This is a genomic window from Nonomuraea fastidiosa, from assembly GCF_042751225.1.
GTDB classification, from domain to species: Bacteria; Actinomycetota; Actinomycetes; order Streptosporangiales; family Streptosporangiaceae; genus Nonomuraea; species Nonomuraea fastidiosa.
On the sequence record NZ_CP170570.1, the window covers coordinates 7296450 to 7309673 of the forward strand.

A 13224-nucleotide genomic window follows, 5' to 3' on the forward strand; every position below is an offset into this window, starting at 1 on the left:
CGTGGGGCGACGGCGTACGAGAAGGGTTCGCTCATGGACACATCCCGAGCCAGGAAGCTGCTCGCCGGGCTGGCGGCGCTGGTCCTCCTGCCGATCATCACGGTGAGCTTAGGGGCGACGCCCGCCGTGGCCGCCACCGCCCAGTTCCGCGGTGTCAACTGGGCGGTGCTCGGCGACAACTTCAGCACCGGCCCGCTCGTCATCGACGGTCTCAGCAGCTCCGACAGCTACGCCACCGTGCAGGCCAAGGCCAACGCGGTCTACGACGACATGCAGGCCACGCTCGGCGTCAACACGGTCCGGCTGCCGATCAACACCCACACCGTCGGCACCGCCTGGTGGAACGCCTACCGCGGCGCCATCGACGCCGCCACGGCGCGCGGGTGGAAGGTCATCCTCCCGTACTGGGAGGACGGCGCGGCATCGGGCGGCCGCATCACCAACCTGACGGCGTGGCACTCGATGTGGTCCACCGTCACCTCCCAGTACGCCTCCAACAACCTCGTCTACTTCGAGCCGATGAACGAGCCCCACGGCTACAGCTCCACCGAGTGGCGCAACCTCGCCGCCGACTGGCTGAGCCGGCACTCCGCGGCCCCGCACGGCCGGGTGCTCATCGGCGGCACCGGCTACAGCCAGGACCTGCGCGATCTGTGCGGCGACTCGCGCTTCGCCGGCACGCTGTTCTCGTTCCACCACTATGCGTTCTTCTATCCGGAGAACACCTACGACGGCTGGCGCTCCCACGTACAGACCCGGCTCGGGAGCTGCGCCTCGCGGGCGATCGTCACCGAGTTCGGCGCGCCGATGAACAACGGGCTCAACTACCTCGACCCCAACAGCCCGGACAACTTCGTCCGCCACATCCGCGCCGTCACCCAGGTGATGCGCGACAACGCCATGGGCGGCACGTACTGGCCGGCGCTCGGCGGCAAGCCCGGCGACATCGGCTACGACTGGTACTCGATGTACGCCAAGAGCGGCAGCGGCACCAACCTCGACCTCACGATCCGCAACCAGTCCGGCGCCGACCGGCTGCGCTACGGCTGGGGCGACGACGTCGACGACGGCGGCAGCACACCGACCACTCAGATCGTCAACCAGAACTCCGGCAAGTGCGCCGACGTGCTGGAGGCGTCGACCGCGAACGCCGCCGAGATCATCCAGTACACCTGCACCGGCGCCGCCAACCAGCAGTGGCAGCTGCGCGATCTCGGCAACGGCTACTACAACATCGTGGCCCAGCACTCCGGCAAGTGCCTCGACGTCAACAACGCCTCCACCGCGAACAACGCGCCCGTCATCCAGTACACCTGCGGCACCGGCACCAACCAGCAGTGGCAGCTCCGCCCCGTGTCCGGCACCGGCTACGTGGAGATCGTCGCCCGCCACTCGGGCAAGTGCCTCGACGTGTCCGGCCAGTCCACGGCGAACAGCGCCCGCATCCAGCAGTACGACTGCTGGGGCGGCGCCAACCAGCGCTGGGACGTCTGAGCCCCACACGACCGTGTCCGGCGGACGGCTGCCGCCGCGTCGAGCCGTCCCGCCCGGTACACGCCCGGCCCCGCCGCCGTCGCGTCACGGCGGCGGGGCGGCGTCCTGAGGTGCCCGGTCGCGCGCGGCGGGAGGCCGGCCGTGCACGCAGTCAGGGAGCGGTCAGCCGCGCCTGGCCGGCGGCCAGCCGTACCCCCAGCCGCCCTGCACCATGGTCTGGAACGCCCACCCGTCCTCGGTGCGCACGAGCAGGTCGGCGTAGTGCATCCGCTGCTCCTGCCCGTCGATCGTCATCGTGGCCTCGGTCTCGACGATCACCAGGTTCGGGCTGAGGAAGCGCGGGGTGCGGGTCGAGCGCAGATCGAGCCCCGCGGTGCCGCCGCCCATCGACTCCTTCATCGCCTCGATGTACTCGGCCCGCGTCCACTGCTTGACGCTCGCGTAACCGTCAGGCACGTCGGTGACCACGTTCATGGGGAACACCGCCAGATCGGCCAGCTCCTCGATCGCGCCCTGCTCGGCCAGCGCGTCGTAGGTGGCGAACCAGTCGTCGATGCTCTTCAGCTCGTCAGCGCTCGGTCGGTACACGCCGCCCCTCCTCATGTCGTTGTCGTACGAAGTACCGTACACCATACGCTAAGTCTTCGCATCCTGAGGCGCGGGTGACGCGACGTCAGGTATGACCGGAGACGACAGGAGCCTGCGCTCAGCCCTCTACGCCAAGATCGACCGGCAGGGCGCGGAGACTCCGGCGAAGGGGGTTCACCACGGCGGCCTGGAAGTACCTCAAGCGCGCCGTGGGCTTCGGGCCTCGACCGCGCGCGGCCCACTGACAGGCCGGGCGTGCCGGCGTCCGGCCGCGGGCCTCAGCCGCGTGCGGGCGACGGTGGCCGTGGAACTCAGCGGCGGGCGATGTCGCCGGTGGCGTCCTGCCCGGCGTCGGTGGTGCGGCGGAGGAAGTCGGCGAGCAGGTCGAGCTCGGCATCGGTGTACCGGTCGCAGATGTCGTCCATCTTCGAGCTCATGCCGCCGTACAGCTCGAACAGCTCCGCGTTGCGCTCCTTGAGCGCCCGCACCATGACGGCGCGCCGGTCGGACGCCTCCGGGTCGCGCTCCCGGGTCACCCAGCCGCCGCGCTGCAGCCGGTCGAGGATGCCGGTGATGGTGGCCGGGTGCAGGCCCGCGCGGCGGGCCAAGGCGGTGGGGCTGATCGGACCGTACCGGTTGATGATGTCCAGGCACGACAGATCGACGTCCTTGAGACCCGCGTGCGCACCGACCTGATGGTTGAGCAGCGAGAGCTGGATGCTCAGCGCGCGCAGCGACTCCTTGATCTCGCTCGTCACCCGGCGCCGCCGCCGCGCGGGCTCGGCTTCTCCGGAGGTCGAGGACGTCATGCGATGGGCCTTCCGCGGGCGAGTACGACCTGCGTATTTTATGCGGCTCGAAACACTTCGGCGGTCACGCGAGAAGCTCCGCGCGACCCCGCGACGCCCTGGACGTGTGCGCGGCGGCCGCGAGGTGATCGTGCCAGGCCGGCGACGTCCACGGCGGCGTAATCGCAGGGTGATGGCTTGTGCGCGTTCAGCGGCGCAGGGCGGTCACCCGGTCCATGCGGGACAGCTTCTCGGGGTTGCGGACGGCGTACAGGCCGGTGATGAGGGAGCCGTCGACGCGCAGCGCCAGGACGGAGTCGAGCTCGCCGCCCTGCCGGGCGATCAGCGCCGGGTGGCCGTTCACCTGCGCGGGCTCCAGGGAGACCGTGGAGTGGAGCCGGCAGAGCACGCGGGCCACCTCGTCCGCCCCCACGATCGGCGCGAGCGCCGCGCGTACGACCCCGCCGCCGTCGGTGAGCAGGACGACGTCCGGCGCGAGGATGCCGAGCAGGCGCCGCAGATCGAGCTCGACGTCGTCGGCCACGTCGGGCGAGGTCAGCAGCGGCTCGGGCAGCCAGGGGCCGACATAGGACTCCTTGCGCCTGCCGAGCCTGCGCAGATGGCCGAGCGCCTGGCTGGTGACGATGCGTACCAGGTACGCACGATGGTCCCGTACGGCCTCGACGTCCACGCCCGCCCACCGGAGCCAGGTCTCCTGCAGCACGTCCTCGGCGTCGGTGGCGGAGCCGAGCAGCTCGTAGGCCACGGTGAACAGCAGGTTCCGATGCGTGACGAACGCCTCGGTCACCACGTCCACACCTGCCGGGTCGTTCATCGGGTCGGCTCCTGCCTGTTTCGCTGACTGCCGGGTCGCACACGAGATGCCCGTCACCGCCGTTCTGTGACATCCGGGGCTGGTGGCGTATGTCACATCGCCGCGCCGTCACACGGGGCGGGGCGCCGGCATCTCGTGGTCGTCCAGTACGCGACAAACCTAGTGAGGACGGACAATCATGGAGCCTCGTTTCAACCTGTTCGACAGCCCCACGGCGGCGAAGGTGGCCAAGCGGTTCTTCGGCGTCTCGGCGATCCTCGACCAGTCCACGCTGCCGAAGACCCTGCGCGAGCTGGTCGAGCTGCGCGTCGCCCAGCTCAACGGCTGCGCATACTGCGTCGACGTGCACACCAAGGAGGCCGCGGCCGCGGGGGAGAGCGCGCTGCGGATCAACCTGGTCGCCGCCTGGCGGCACAGCACGGTCTTCACCGAGGCCGAGCGGGCGGCGCTGGCGCTCGCCGAGGAGGGCACCCGGCTCGGTGACGGCGGCGTGTCCGACGAGACCTGGGCGGCGGTGCGCGAGCACTACGACGACGACCAGGTCGGTGCGCTGGTCTGCCTGGTCTCCCTGATCAACGCGGCCACCCGGATGAACGTCATCGTGCACAACCCGGGCGGCTCGTACCAGCCGGGCGCGTTCGCCGCCCTGTCGAACTGAGCCGCGCGCGGCGGGACCGGACGGGCCGGCGCTCCGCCGACCCGTCCGGTCCGGTTCACCTGGTGGGTGCCGAGCCCGGGAGCGGGCTGTCGTCGGCGTACCTGACCTCGTAGACGCGCTCGGCGAACTTCCAGCCGTCGGGCGTGCGCCGGTAGCGGTCGTGGTAGACGGCGTAGTTCGCGTGGGAGGCGCCGTCGCGCATGCGCCCGAACTCGTGGATGTAGGCGCGTCCGGTCGCGGTGTCGCCGTCGATCCTGATGACGCCGGGGTGGACGTTCTGTACGAAGAACTCCCACAATCCCTGCCCCCACTCGATCCCGGCGCGGATCTCCTTGCTGCCCACGAACTCCCTGCCGATGTGCGGCCACCGCATGGCGGCGTCGGGCGTGAACAGGGATTCGACGCGGTCGTAGTCCCGGGTCAGCACCGCGTCGGTCAGCTCGCCGCGCAGCGCCTCGATCTCGACGCGGTCGGCGATGGCTCGCATGTCGCTCATGGGTTCCCCCTCGTTCCGATGCTGGGGTTCCAGCATCGGAACGAGGGGGCGGCGGAACAACGTAAGGTTCGAGCGGCGATCCATAACATGGGGGTTATTCGTGGAGCTGAGGGACATCGAGATCTTCCTGACGCTCGCCGAGGAACTGCACTTCGGCCGCACCGCTGAACGCCTGCGCGTCTCGCAGGCGCGCGTCAGCCAGGCCATCGGCAGGCAGGAACGGCGGCTCGGCGTCGCGCTGTTCGACCGCACCAGCCGCCGCGTCACCCTCACCCCCGTCGGGCGGCGGCTGCGCGAGGACCTGGCGCAGGCGTACGAGCTGATCCAGGAAGGGCTCGCCCGGGCGAGGGCGGCCGGTGCGGCGCGGACCCTGCGGGTGGGCGTGTTCGGCCATGCCGGGTACGTGCTGCGCCCGCTCGTCGACGCCTTCCGCAGCCGCCACCCCGGCGGCGACGTGCAGTTCTGCGAGGTCACCGGCGGCGACCCGTTCGGCGCGCTGCGCGCCGGAGAGGCCGACGCGCACGTGCTGTGGCTACCGGTGGCCGAGCCCGATCTCACCGTCGGCCCGACCGTGCTCACCAGCGGGCGGGTGCTGGCGGTCGCGGCCGGTCATCCGCTCGCCGAACGCGGCAGCGCGTCCCTGGAGGATCTGGCCGACGAGCACGTGGTGGACCTCGGGCCAAGCGCGCCCGAGTACTGGGTGGCGTCCATGGTCCCCGTCCGTACGCCGTCCGGGCGGCGGGTCCCTCGCGGGCCGGTCGCGCGGACGTTCCACGAGATCCTCACCCTGGTCGCCGCCGGTCGCTGCGTCCACCCGCTCGGCGAGATCGCGGCCCGGTACAACAGCCCGCCCGGCGTCGTCTTCGTGCCGCTTCGCGACGCCCCCGCCCTTCACTTCGCCCTGGTCTGGGCGACGGCCGCCGACGGCCCGCACGTGCGCGCGCTGGCCCAGACCGCCGCCGACCTCGGGCCGATCGCGTTCGGCGAGCCAGACTGAGGGCGTCTCGGGACGCCTCGCTGAGGCGTCAGCCCTCGCGCAAGGCGCGGAAGGCGTCGGCGTGGTCGGCCACCCAGGCGGCATACGTACGCGCCGGTCGGCCGAGGATCCTCTCGACCTCGCCGGTGACGGCCTCGGCGGGGCCCATGCCTCTGGCGTACCTGGCCAGCAATGCCTGCACGAACGGCTCGGGGAAGCCGCGCCGGATCATGCTCTGCCCGTACGCGTCCGGCGGGATCTCCTGATAGTGCAGCGGCCTGCCGATCGCCTCGCCGATCGTGACCACCAGCTCCTCGTGGGAGATCGGCTCCGGGCCGGTGAGCGGCACCTTCATGAAGGTGAGCTCGTCGCCGAGGAGCGCCCGCACGGCGACCTCCGCCAGGTCCCCTTCGTGGATCAGCGGCTCGGCGAAGGAGGCGTACGGGCCGCGTACGACGTCGCCCGCAGACCGCTCGCCTGCGGATCGCGGGTGACGGCGCGTACCTGCACGCCTTCGGCGGCGAGGAAGGAGAGGAGAGGACGCCCGATGGTGCCGGTGGCACCGGTGACAAGGATCATGACATGTCCCTTCTGATATGAAACTCATATTATATGAGTTTCATATCAGTTAGCGGCGGGGGGTGGATGGACCGAAGTGGACAGAGGGTGCAGAAAGGTGCCAATCGGCTGACTGAAGGTGATCTTCGCCGCTAGCCTGCGTGATCACCGAACATCACCCTCAGAACGGGAGCATTCATGCGACACCCTGTTGTCGTGGGCGCGTTACTCGCCGTGGTCGCGACCGCCGGCCTCCTGGCCGGGCAGACCACCGGCGCCGCCGCCTCGGCGGAGAGCGCGTCCGGCGGCTGGTACACCGAGTTACCGGACGCCATACGGGTCTGCGACAACGCCACGTGGCAGGACGGCCCGGAGAGCGCGCCGGAGGGGGCCATCGTGGTCCCGGCCGGCGACAACGCGGGCTTCGACTTCGGCCAGAGCGGCAAGACGTACTGGTTCGCCCCGGGCGTCCACACTCTGGGCGACGGCCAGTACAGCCAGATCACCCCCGGAGACGGCAGCACCTTCCTGGGCGCTCCGGGCGCCGTCCTCGACGGCATGAACAAGAACGTCTACGCCTTCACCGGCCACGCCTCGAACGTGCGCATCGCCTACCTCGAGATCCGCAACTTCGGCAGGGGCGCGGACAACAAGAACGAGGGCGTCATCAACCACGACGCGGCCTCCGGCTGGGTCATGGAGCACCTCTACGCCCACCACAACGACGGCGCCGCCGTGTTCCTCGGCAACGCCAACACCGTCCGCTTCAGCTGCCTGAAGGACAACGGCCAGTACGGCGCCAGCGCGTACCGGGAAGAGATCGAGGGCGAGCGGGCGGTCAAGGACCTCGTCGTCCACAACAACGAGATCGCCGGCAACAACCAGGACGACTGGGAGACCAGGGAGCAGGGCTGCGGCTGCAGCGGCGGCGTCAAGTTCTGGGACGTCGAAGGCGCCACCGTCACCCAGAACTACGTGCACGACAACCTGGGCGTCGGCCTCTGGGCCGACACCAACAACGTCGACTTCCTGTTCGACCGCAACTGGATCGAGCACAACGAGAGCGAAGGCATCTGGTACGAGATCAGCTACAACGCCACCATCACCCGCAACGTCTTCAAGAAGAACGGCTGGGTCGGCGGCAACGACAACCAGGGCTCCCCGTCGCCCGCCATCTACATCTCCGAGTCGGGCGGTGACGCGAGGCTCCCGAGCGAGGTGAGCGGCAGCACCGATCTCAACATCGCCGACAACTACTTCGAGGACAACTTCTCCGGCGTCTCGATCTTCGAGAACGCCAACCGCTTCTGCAACAGCAACGGCAACACCAGCAAGAGCTACTGCACGCCGTTCGTCTCCCCGACGGTGATCCCGGAACCGCACAACACCGACTACCCGAACCCCATCAACGACACCCACCCCTGCTACACCGGCATCGCGAACGAGCCGCTGCGCACCGACTGCCGCTGGCACTCGCGCAACGTGAAGGTGACCGGGAACGAGTTCCGCTTCGAGCGTTCGAACGTGCCCTGCGCCGGCACCTACTGCGGGGTTCAGGCCCTGTACGCCCAGGGCGCCGACAACATGTCGTGGGCGCCGTACACGGTGACGGAGATCCAGCAGAACGTCATGTTCAGCGCCGGCAACAGCTTCGCGGACAACACCTACATCGGTGACTGGAAGTTCGCCAAGGGCTGGGGCGAGACGGTCACCTGGGACGTGTGGCGCGCCGCCCCGTACAACCAGGACGCCGGTAGCACGCTGAACGGCTCCTCGGAGGAACCGCCGACGCCCAACGCCCTCGACACCGACACCTCGACCCTCGAAGGCTCGATCGGCACCTGGGCCGCCTGGTACAGCGCCTCCGCCGAGCGGTCGGCCGAGGCCGCCCACGAGGGCGGCTACGGCCTGCGCGTCGAGGTGACCGAGGCCCACGGCTGGGGCGTCACCACGGACAACTGGCCCGGCTTCACCGCCAGGCAGGGCGGCAAGCAGATCGGCTTCTGGGCCAGGCAGGGCAGCCCCGGCGTCTCCGCCGCGACCCTGAGCGTGCTGTGGCGCGACTCGAGCGAGGAGCTGCTGCGCAGCGACGAGATCACGCTGGACGGGCTGAGCACGAGCTGGAAGGAGTTCACCGCCGAGCTCACCGCCCCGGCGGGCACCGCCACCGTCGCCCTGGAGCTGACGGGTGACGGCGACGCCGGCGAGGTCCTCCACCTCGACGACATCGTGATCGCCGACGCGTGACCACCCGGGGTGGGATCGGCTACCTCTTTCCCGATCCCACCCCGTCACCCCTCGGACGACATGGTCCCCAGCAGGTATTCATCCGCCTTCTCGGGATCGGACCGCATCACCTGAAGGATCTCCCCCTCCGGCTCGGGCCCGACCTGCCGCACCTGCTCGACGCTGGTGACGTTCACAGACGTCCCCTCCCACCTGGCGGATTCCAGGAAGAGCACTTTGTAGCTGGAGCCCACGACCTACCAGCCGCGCTGCTCCAGCCTGCCACGTGCTATCTCCAGCGCCTCGTCGCCGCCCGATGCGCCGACGTCGATGAGCATGTTCTCCAACACCAGGATCGTGTTCTCGTACATGGGGTCGTCCTCGGTGCGGGCGACCACCGTGCCGATGCCGCTCACCTCCTCGACGGCCGCGGGATCGACCGATAACACCCTCGGCGCCCCACCCTGCGGGGAACACCGTGGCATCATCGTTGCGCTGCCCGGAAGGCGCAGCCGAGGAGCGGGGAACGGCGGACGGGAAGGGCGGCCATGGCAGACCCGTCACGCGATCCGCCCTGGCCGGCCACCGCCTACCGTGGGACGCCGGGCCGTCGCAGCCAGCGTGAGCCCGGTCAGCACGGCGAGCAGGACCCAGGCGGCGGCGAAACCCCCGGTCACGTCCGTGAGGAGCCCGAGCGCGGGCGGCGCGAGGATGATCGCCACCTGGTTGACCGCCATGGCCAGCCCCAGCGCGAAGCCGGTGCGGTCGGGCGGCGCCGCCTCGGCCGCATATGCGACCCACGGGCCGTACCAGCCGATGCCGAAGAAGCCGAGCCAGACGAAGAGCAGGCAGGCGACGGCAGGGGAGCGGCCGGCGGGGGTGGCGAGCAGCGCCATCCCGGCGATCACCGCGGCCAGGCAGGCCAGCACGCAGGCGTACCGGCCGGACTTGTGGCGATCGCTCCAGGCCGCCAGGCAGACCCGGCCCAGCGCACCGGCGCACTGGACCGCCACATAGACCAGCGCGGCCGGGGCGGCCTCCATGGACGCCACCTCGTGCAGGTAGAGCACGGTGAGCACGCCAAGCCCGCTGTGCACCGACACCAGGCACGTACCGGACAGGATGACCTTCTTCATGTACGGCTCGCGCAGCAGGTCCAGCCGCATGGGGGACGCCGTCCGCGCGGGAGGCCGGTGCGGCGGGCGGCGGTAGAAGGCCATGAACGCGACCGCCCCCGCCAGCGCGACGAGCGCCCCGGCCACCAGCGTCGAGCGCCAGCCGAAGGCCGTGGCCAGCGCGGGCAGCGCGGAGGCGGAGAGCACCCCGCCGAGCGGCAGCCCCGCCTGCCGGATCCCCATGGCCAGGCCGCGCTGCGAGGTGTCGAACCAGGACGCCACCGACTTGCTGCCGCCCGGCTGGATCGTGCTGTATCCGGCGCCGACGATCAGCAGTGCGGCGAGCAGCGAGACGTATCCGGGGGCCAGGCTGCCGGCGGCCAGCGCCACGGCGACGACGAGAGCGCCGGTGCCGACCACCCAGCGTTCGTCGTGCCGGTCCAGCAGCCGTCCCGCCACCAGCAGCCCGGCCAGCGGCAGGAGCTGAGCCGCCGACAGCAGCAGGCCCAGGCGGGTGGTGTTCAGGTCGAGGTCCCGCTGCAGGTGGACGCTCATCGCGCCGATGCCGTGCACGAAGAACGCCGCCGCGGCCTGGGTGAACGTCGCGACCCCCAGGACGACCCAGCGGTACCGGCCCGCCGCCCTCACGGGATCCGACATGACGGGCAAGTCGGGACGATTCCTGAAATGTCGTGATCGGATGGCGCCATGGCGTACAGGCTTGCGTAAGGGCCTTATACGCCTCAACCCTTACTGTCTGCGACCGTCACAGGAGCAGGCGGGAGGCGGCGTGCAGGGCGACGTACCGCCTGCTCAGACGGGAAGCGGCGCGGGCCTCGCCAGGCGCTCATGCCGGGTACGCGTGGGTCTCGGTGGCCTTGACCGACGCCCAGATCCGCTGACCCGGGCTCAGGTCGAGGTCGGCCACGGCGGCGGGCGTGATGTCGGCGAACACCGCGATCGGGCCGTCGAGGTGGACGCGGACGTTGTCGCCGTGCCGTTCGATCCCGTCGATGCGGGCCTGCCAGAGGTTGCGCGGGCTGCCGTCGGGACGGGAACGGTAGAGCGCGACGGCACCGGGCGGGAACGCCACGAACACCGGCCCCGTCAGCTGCTCGGAAGCATGCAGCGGCACCTCGCCGACCTTGACCTGGTGCCCGTCCGCCGTGCCCCGGTAGAGGTTGAGCCCGACGAGGCGGGCGACGTAGTCGGTACGCGGGCGGCGCGCCACCTCGGCGGGGGCGCCCTGCTGGACGACGGCGCCGTTCTCGATGACGATCAGCCGGTCGGCCAGCACCATGGCGTCCAGCGGGTCGTGCGTGACCAGCACGGTCGCGCCGTCGAAATCGGCGAGGTGGCGGCGCAACCCTGAGCGGATCTCCAAGCGGGTGTGGGCGTCGAGCGCGGCCAGCGGCTCGTCGAGCAGCAGCAGTTCGGGACGTACGGCGAGCGCGCGGGCCAGCGCCACCCGCTGCGCCTGCCCGCCGGACAGTTGCCGGGGCCTGGCGGCGGCGCGATCGGCCAGCCCGACCCGCTCCAGCAGCTCGGCCGCGACACGACGTGCCTCGGCCTTGGGCACGCCCTGGCAGCGCGGCCCGAAGGCGACGTTGTCCAGCGCGGACAGGTGGGGGAAGAGCAGGTAGTCCTGGAACACCATGCCGATCGGGCGGCTCTCGGCGGGCAGTGTGTGCAGCGGCCGGCCGCGCAGCGTGATGTGGCCACCGGACAGCCGGGTGAGCCCGGCCAGGGCCCGCAAAGCGGTGGTCTTGCCCGCGCCGTTGGGGCCGAGCAGCGCCACCACCTCGCCCGCCCGGACGCTGATGGCGATGTCGAGGGTGAAGGCGGGCCTGGTGACGACCAGGTGGGCGTCCAGCGTCATGGCGCGCTCACCCACCGGTCGCGCAGGCTCGCCAGGATGATCACCGAGACGGCCAGCAGCACCAGGCTGAGCACGATGGCCGCCTCGGGTTCGGTCTCCAGTGCCAGGTAGACGGCCAGCGGCATGGTGCGGGTGGTGCCGGGGAAGTTCCCGGCGAACGTGATCGTCGCCCCGAACTCGCCGAGCGCCCGCGCCCAGCACAGCACCGCCCCCGCCACCACGCCCGGCATCACCATCGGCAGCGTGACCCGCCGGAACACCGTCCACCGCGAGGCCCCGAGCGTGGCGGCGGCCTCCTCGAAGCGCCGGTCGGCCCCGCGCAGCGCCCCCTCCACGCTGATCACCAGGAACGGCATGGCCACGAACGCCTCGGCCACGATCACCCCGGCCGTGGTGAACGGCAGCGTCACGCCGAACGACGCCTCCAGCCACTGCCCGGCGATGCCGCGCCGCCCGAGCACGAGCAGCAGCGCCACGCCGCCGACCACGGGCGGCAGCACCAGCGGCACCGTGACCAGCGCCCGCACCACCCGCCGCCCGGGGAACTCGACCCTGGCCAGCAGCCAGGCCAGCGGCACGCCGAGCAGCAGGCACACGGCGGTGGCGACGGTGGCGCTCACCAGCGACAGCCGCAGCGCCTCCAGCACCTGCGGCTCGGCCAGCCGCGCGGGCAGCGTACCCCACGGGGCGCGGATGAGCAGCCCGGCGAGCGGCAGCACCAGGAACGCCAGCCCGGCCAGCGCGGGCACGACCAGCATCCACGGCAGCCGCCCGGCCACCTCGCGGCTGCGCTGTTCCTGAACGGGCGCGCTCATCAGGGGGCGTCGAACCCGGCCTTGACCAGCACGTCCTTGCCCTGCTGCGACAGCACCAGGTCGACGAACCGCCGGGCCGCCGCACCGGCCGGAGCCTGATCGAGCACGGCGATCGGATAGTCGTTGACCGCCCGGTCCGCCTCGGGGAACGCGATGCCCTTCACCGTGCCGCCGGAGGCGATGACGTCGGTCTTGTAGACCAGCGCCGCGTCCACCTCGCCCAGCTCGACCTTGGTCAGCGTGGCCTTGACGTCCTGCTCCAGGGTGACGGGCGTGACCTGCAGGCCGGCCGCTTGCAGGGCCTTGACGGCCGCCGCGCCGCACGGCACCTGCTCGGCGCAGAGCGCCACCTTCACATTCGGGTCGGTGAGGTCCTTCAGCTCGTCGACCTTGGCCGGATTGCCGGCGGGTACGGCGATCTGCAGCGTGTTCCGCGCGAACGTCGTCGGCGAGCCCGCCAGGGACGCGTCCGTGACGGTCTTCATGGTGGCCGGGCTGGCGGCGGCGAACACGTCGGCAGGGGCGCCCTGGACGATCTGCTGGGCCAGGGTGGCGCTGGAGCCGAAGTTGAACGTCACCGTCGTGCCCGGATGCGCGGCCTCGTATATCCTGCCGAGCTCGGTGAACGTCTCGGTCAGCGACGCCGCCGCGAACACCGTCAGCTCCGTGGCCGCTCCGGCCCCCGAGCCCGTGGACGCGGCGGGCTCGCCGGAGCCGCAGCCGGACAGGCCCGCGAGCGCCAGCGCGACGGGTAGCACGGCCGCCCATCGGGACACACGCCTGAACACCACGGGGC

Annotated in this window: 16 protein-coding genes; 4 read left to right on the plus strand and 12 right to left on the minus strand. The window is 71.1% G+C overall.

The features are described from left to right. Positions 1–33: 33 nt before the first annotated feature. Positions 34–1494 carry an RICIN domain-containing protein gene (locus ACFMQL_RS33395; RefSeq protein WP_378788742.1) on the plus strand — a complete coding sequence of 487 codons (1461 nt, stop codon included), beginning with the start codon at positions 34–36 and terminating at the stop codon, positions 1492–1494. Between the two features lie 162 nt (positions 1495–1656). On the opposite strand, the gene ACFMQL_RS33400 is transcribed toward ACFMQL_RS33395, so the two are convergent. The 3 genes from ACFMQL_RS33400 to ACFMQL_RS33410 all read right to left on the minus strand — a co-directional run bounded on the left by ACFMQL_RS33400 (position 1657) and on the right by ACFMQL_RS33410 (position 3705). Continuing rightward, a complete protein-coding gene (locus ACFMQL_RS33400; protein WP_364051772.1) occupies positions 1657–2082 on the minus strand; it encodes a nuclear transport factor 2 family protein in 426 nt (141 codons plus the stop codon). 311 nt (positions 2083–2393) lie between these two features. Then, the gene (locus ACFMQL_RS33405) at positions 2394–2891 is read right to left on the minus strand and encodes a MarR family transcriptional regulator (protein ID WP_378788744.1); all 498 of its coding nucleotides are present in this window, start codon (positions 2889–2891) and stop codon (positions 2394–2396) included. A 187-nt stretch (positions 2892–3078) separates the two neighbouring features. After that, entirely contained in the window at positions 3079–3705 is a 627-nt protein-coding gene (locus ACFMQL_RS33410) for a sigma factor (RefSeq protein WP_378788746.1), read from the minus strand. 178 nt (positions 3706–3883) lie between these two features. Between ACFMQL_RS33410 and ACFMQL_RS33415 the strand changes: the two genes are divergently transcribed. After that, positions 3884–4363, plus strand: coding sequence for a carboxymuconolactone decarboxylase family protein (locus ACFMQL_RS33415; protein ID WP_364051763.1), 480 nt, complete (start codon positions 3884–3886; stop codon positions 4361–4363). A gap of 55 nt (positions 4364–4418) precedes the next feature. Here ACFMQL_RS33415 and ACFMQL_RS33420 read toward each other — a convergent pair whose 3' ends face one another. Then, the gene (locus ACFMQL_RS33420) at positions 4419–4859 is read right to left on the minus strand and encodes a nuclear transport factor 2 family protein (RefSeq protein ID WP_364051760.1); all 441 of its coding nucleotides are present in this window, start codon (positions 4857–4859) and stop codon (positions 4419–4421) included. Positions 4860–4959: 100 nt separating this feature from the next. Here ACFMQL_RS33420 and ACFMQL_RS33425 point away from each other — a divergent pair, with 100 nt between their 5' ends. Then, positions 4960–5856, plus strand: a complete 897-nt coding sequence (locus tag ACFMQL_RS33425; protein ID WP_378788749.1) for a LysR family transcriptional regulator — start codon at positions 4960–4962, stop codon at positions 5854–5856. Between the two features lie 28 nt (positions 5857–5884). On the opposite strand, the gene ACFMQL_RS33430 is transcribed toward ACFMQL_RS33425, so the two are convergent. Beyond that, complete coding sequence (locus ACFMQL_RS33430; RefSeq protein WP_378788751.1) at positions 5885–6223, minus strand: hypothetical protein; 339 nt, start codon at positions 6221–6223, stop codon at positions 5885–5887. A 29-nt stretch (positions 6224–6252) separates the two neighbouring features. Next, positions 6253–6414 (minus strand): NmrA family NAD(P)-binding protein, encoded by a 162-nt coding sequence (locus ACFMQL_RS33435; protein WP_364051751.1) that lies wholly within the window; start codon positions 6412–6414, stop codon positions 6253–6255. 177 nt (positions 6415–6591) lie between these two features. On the opposite strand from ACFMQL_RS33435, the gene ACFMQL_RS33440 reads away from it, so the two are divergent. Beyond that, complete coding sequence (locus tag ACFMQL_RS33440) at positions 6592–8640, plus strand: right-handed parallel beta-helix repeat-containing protein (protein ID WP_378788753.1); 2049 nt, start codon at positions 6592–6594, stop codon at positions 8638–8640. A 44-nt stretch (positions 8641–8684) separates the two neighbouring features. Here the strand turns inward: ACFMQL_RS33440 and ACFMQL_RS33445 are convergent, their stop codons facing one another. From ACFMQL_RS33445 to modA, 6 genes are all read right to left on the minus strand, one after another. Continuing rightward, a complete protein-coding gene (locus tag ACFMQL_RS33445) occupies positions 8685–8816 on the minus strand; it encodes a hypothetical protein (RefSeq protein ID WP_378788755.1) in 132 nt (43 codons plus the stop codon). A 60-nt stretch (positions 8817–8876) separates the two neighbouring features. Next, positions 8877–9068: a hypothetical protein gene (locus ACFMQL_RS33450; RefSeq protein WP_378788757.1), complete on the minus strand. Its 192-nt coding sequence runs from the start codon at positions 9066–9068 to the stop codon at positions 8877–8879. A gap of 111 nt (positions 9069–9179) precedes the next feature. Beyond that, complete coding sequence (locus ACFMQL_RS33455) at positions 9180–10394, minus strand: MFS transporter (protein ID WP_378788759.1); 1215 nt, start codon at positions 10392–10394, stop codon at positions 9180–9182. A 187-nt stretch (positions 10395–10581) separates the two neighbouring features. After that, positions 10582–11613: an ABC transporter ATP-binding protein gene (locus tag ACFMQL_RS33460; protein ID WP_364051740.1), complete on the minus strand. Its 1032-nt coding sequence runs from the start codon at positions 11611–11613 to the stop codon at positions 10582–10584. Further along, a complete protein-coding gene (locus tag ACFMQL_RS33465; RefSeq protein WP_378788761.1) occupies positions 11610–12428 on the minus strand; it encodes an ABC transporter permease in 819 nt (272 codons plus the stop codon). Before ACFMQL_RS33465 ends, ACFMQL_RS33460 begins: the two co-directional genes overlap by 4 nt. Next, positions 12428–13216: a molybdate ABC transporter substrate-binding protein gene (gene modA, locus ACFMQL_RS33470; protein WP_378790232.1), complete on the minus strand. Its 789-nt coding sequence runs from the start codon at positions 13214–13216 to the stop codon at positions 12428–12430. Before modA ends, ACFMQL_RS33465 begins: the two co-directional genes overlap by 1 nt. Between the last annotated feature and the right edge of the window lie 8 nt (positions 13217–13224).

Excerpts from the sequence above, each read along its gene's own strand:
- ACFMQL_RS33395 (WP_378788742.1), top strand. The coding sequence starts at position 34 with ATGGACACATCCCGAGCCAGGAAGCTGCTCGCCGGGCTGGCGGCGCTG.
- ACFMQL_RS33405 (WP_378788744.1), bottom strand. The coding sequence starts at position 2,891 with ATGACGTCCTCGACCTCCGGAGAAGCCGAGCCCGCGCGGCGGCGGCGC.
- ACFMQL_RS33410 (WP_378788746.1), bottom strand. The coding sequence starts at position 3,705 with ATGAACGACCCGGCAGGTGTGGACGTGGTGACCGAGGCGTTCGTCACG.
- ACFMQL_RS33415 (WP_364051763.1), top strand. The coding sequence starts at position 3,884 with ATGGAGCCTCGTTTCAACCTGTTCGACAGCCCCACGGCGGCGAAGGTG.
- ACFMQL_RS33420 (WP_364051760.1), bottom strand. The coding sequence starts at position 4,859 with ATGAGCGACATGCGAGCCATCGCCGACCGCGTCGAGATCGAGGCGCTG.
- ACFMQL_RS33435 (WP_364051751.1), bottom strand. The coding sequence starts at position 6,414 with ATGATCCTTGTCACCGGTGCCACCGGCACCATCGGGCGTCCTCTCCTC.
- ACFMQL_RS33440 (WP_378788753.1), top strand. The coding sequence starts at position 6,592 with ATGCGACACCCTGTTGTCGTGGGCGCGTTACTCGCCGTGGTCGCGACC.
- ACFMQL_RS33455 (WP_378788759.1), bottom strand. The coding sequence starts at position 10,394 with ATGTCGGATCCCGTGAGGGCGGCGGGCCGGTACCGCTGGGTCGTCCTG.
- ACFMQL_RS33460 (WP_364051740.1), bottom strand. The coding sequence starts at position 11,613 with ATGACGCTGGACGCCCACCTGGTCGTCACCAGGCCCGCCTTCACCCTC.
- ACFMQL_RS33465 (WP_378788761.1), bottom strand. The coding sequence starts at position 12,428 with ATGAGCGCGCCCGTTCAGGAACAGCGCAGCCGCGAGGTGGCCGGGCGG.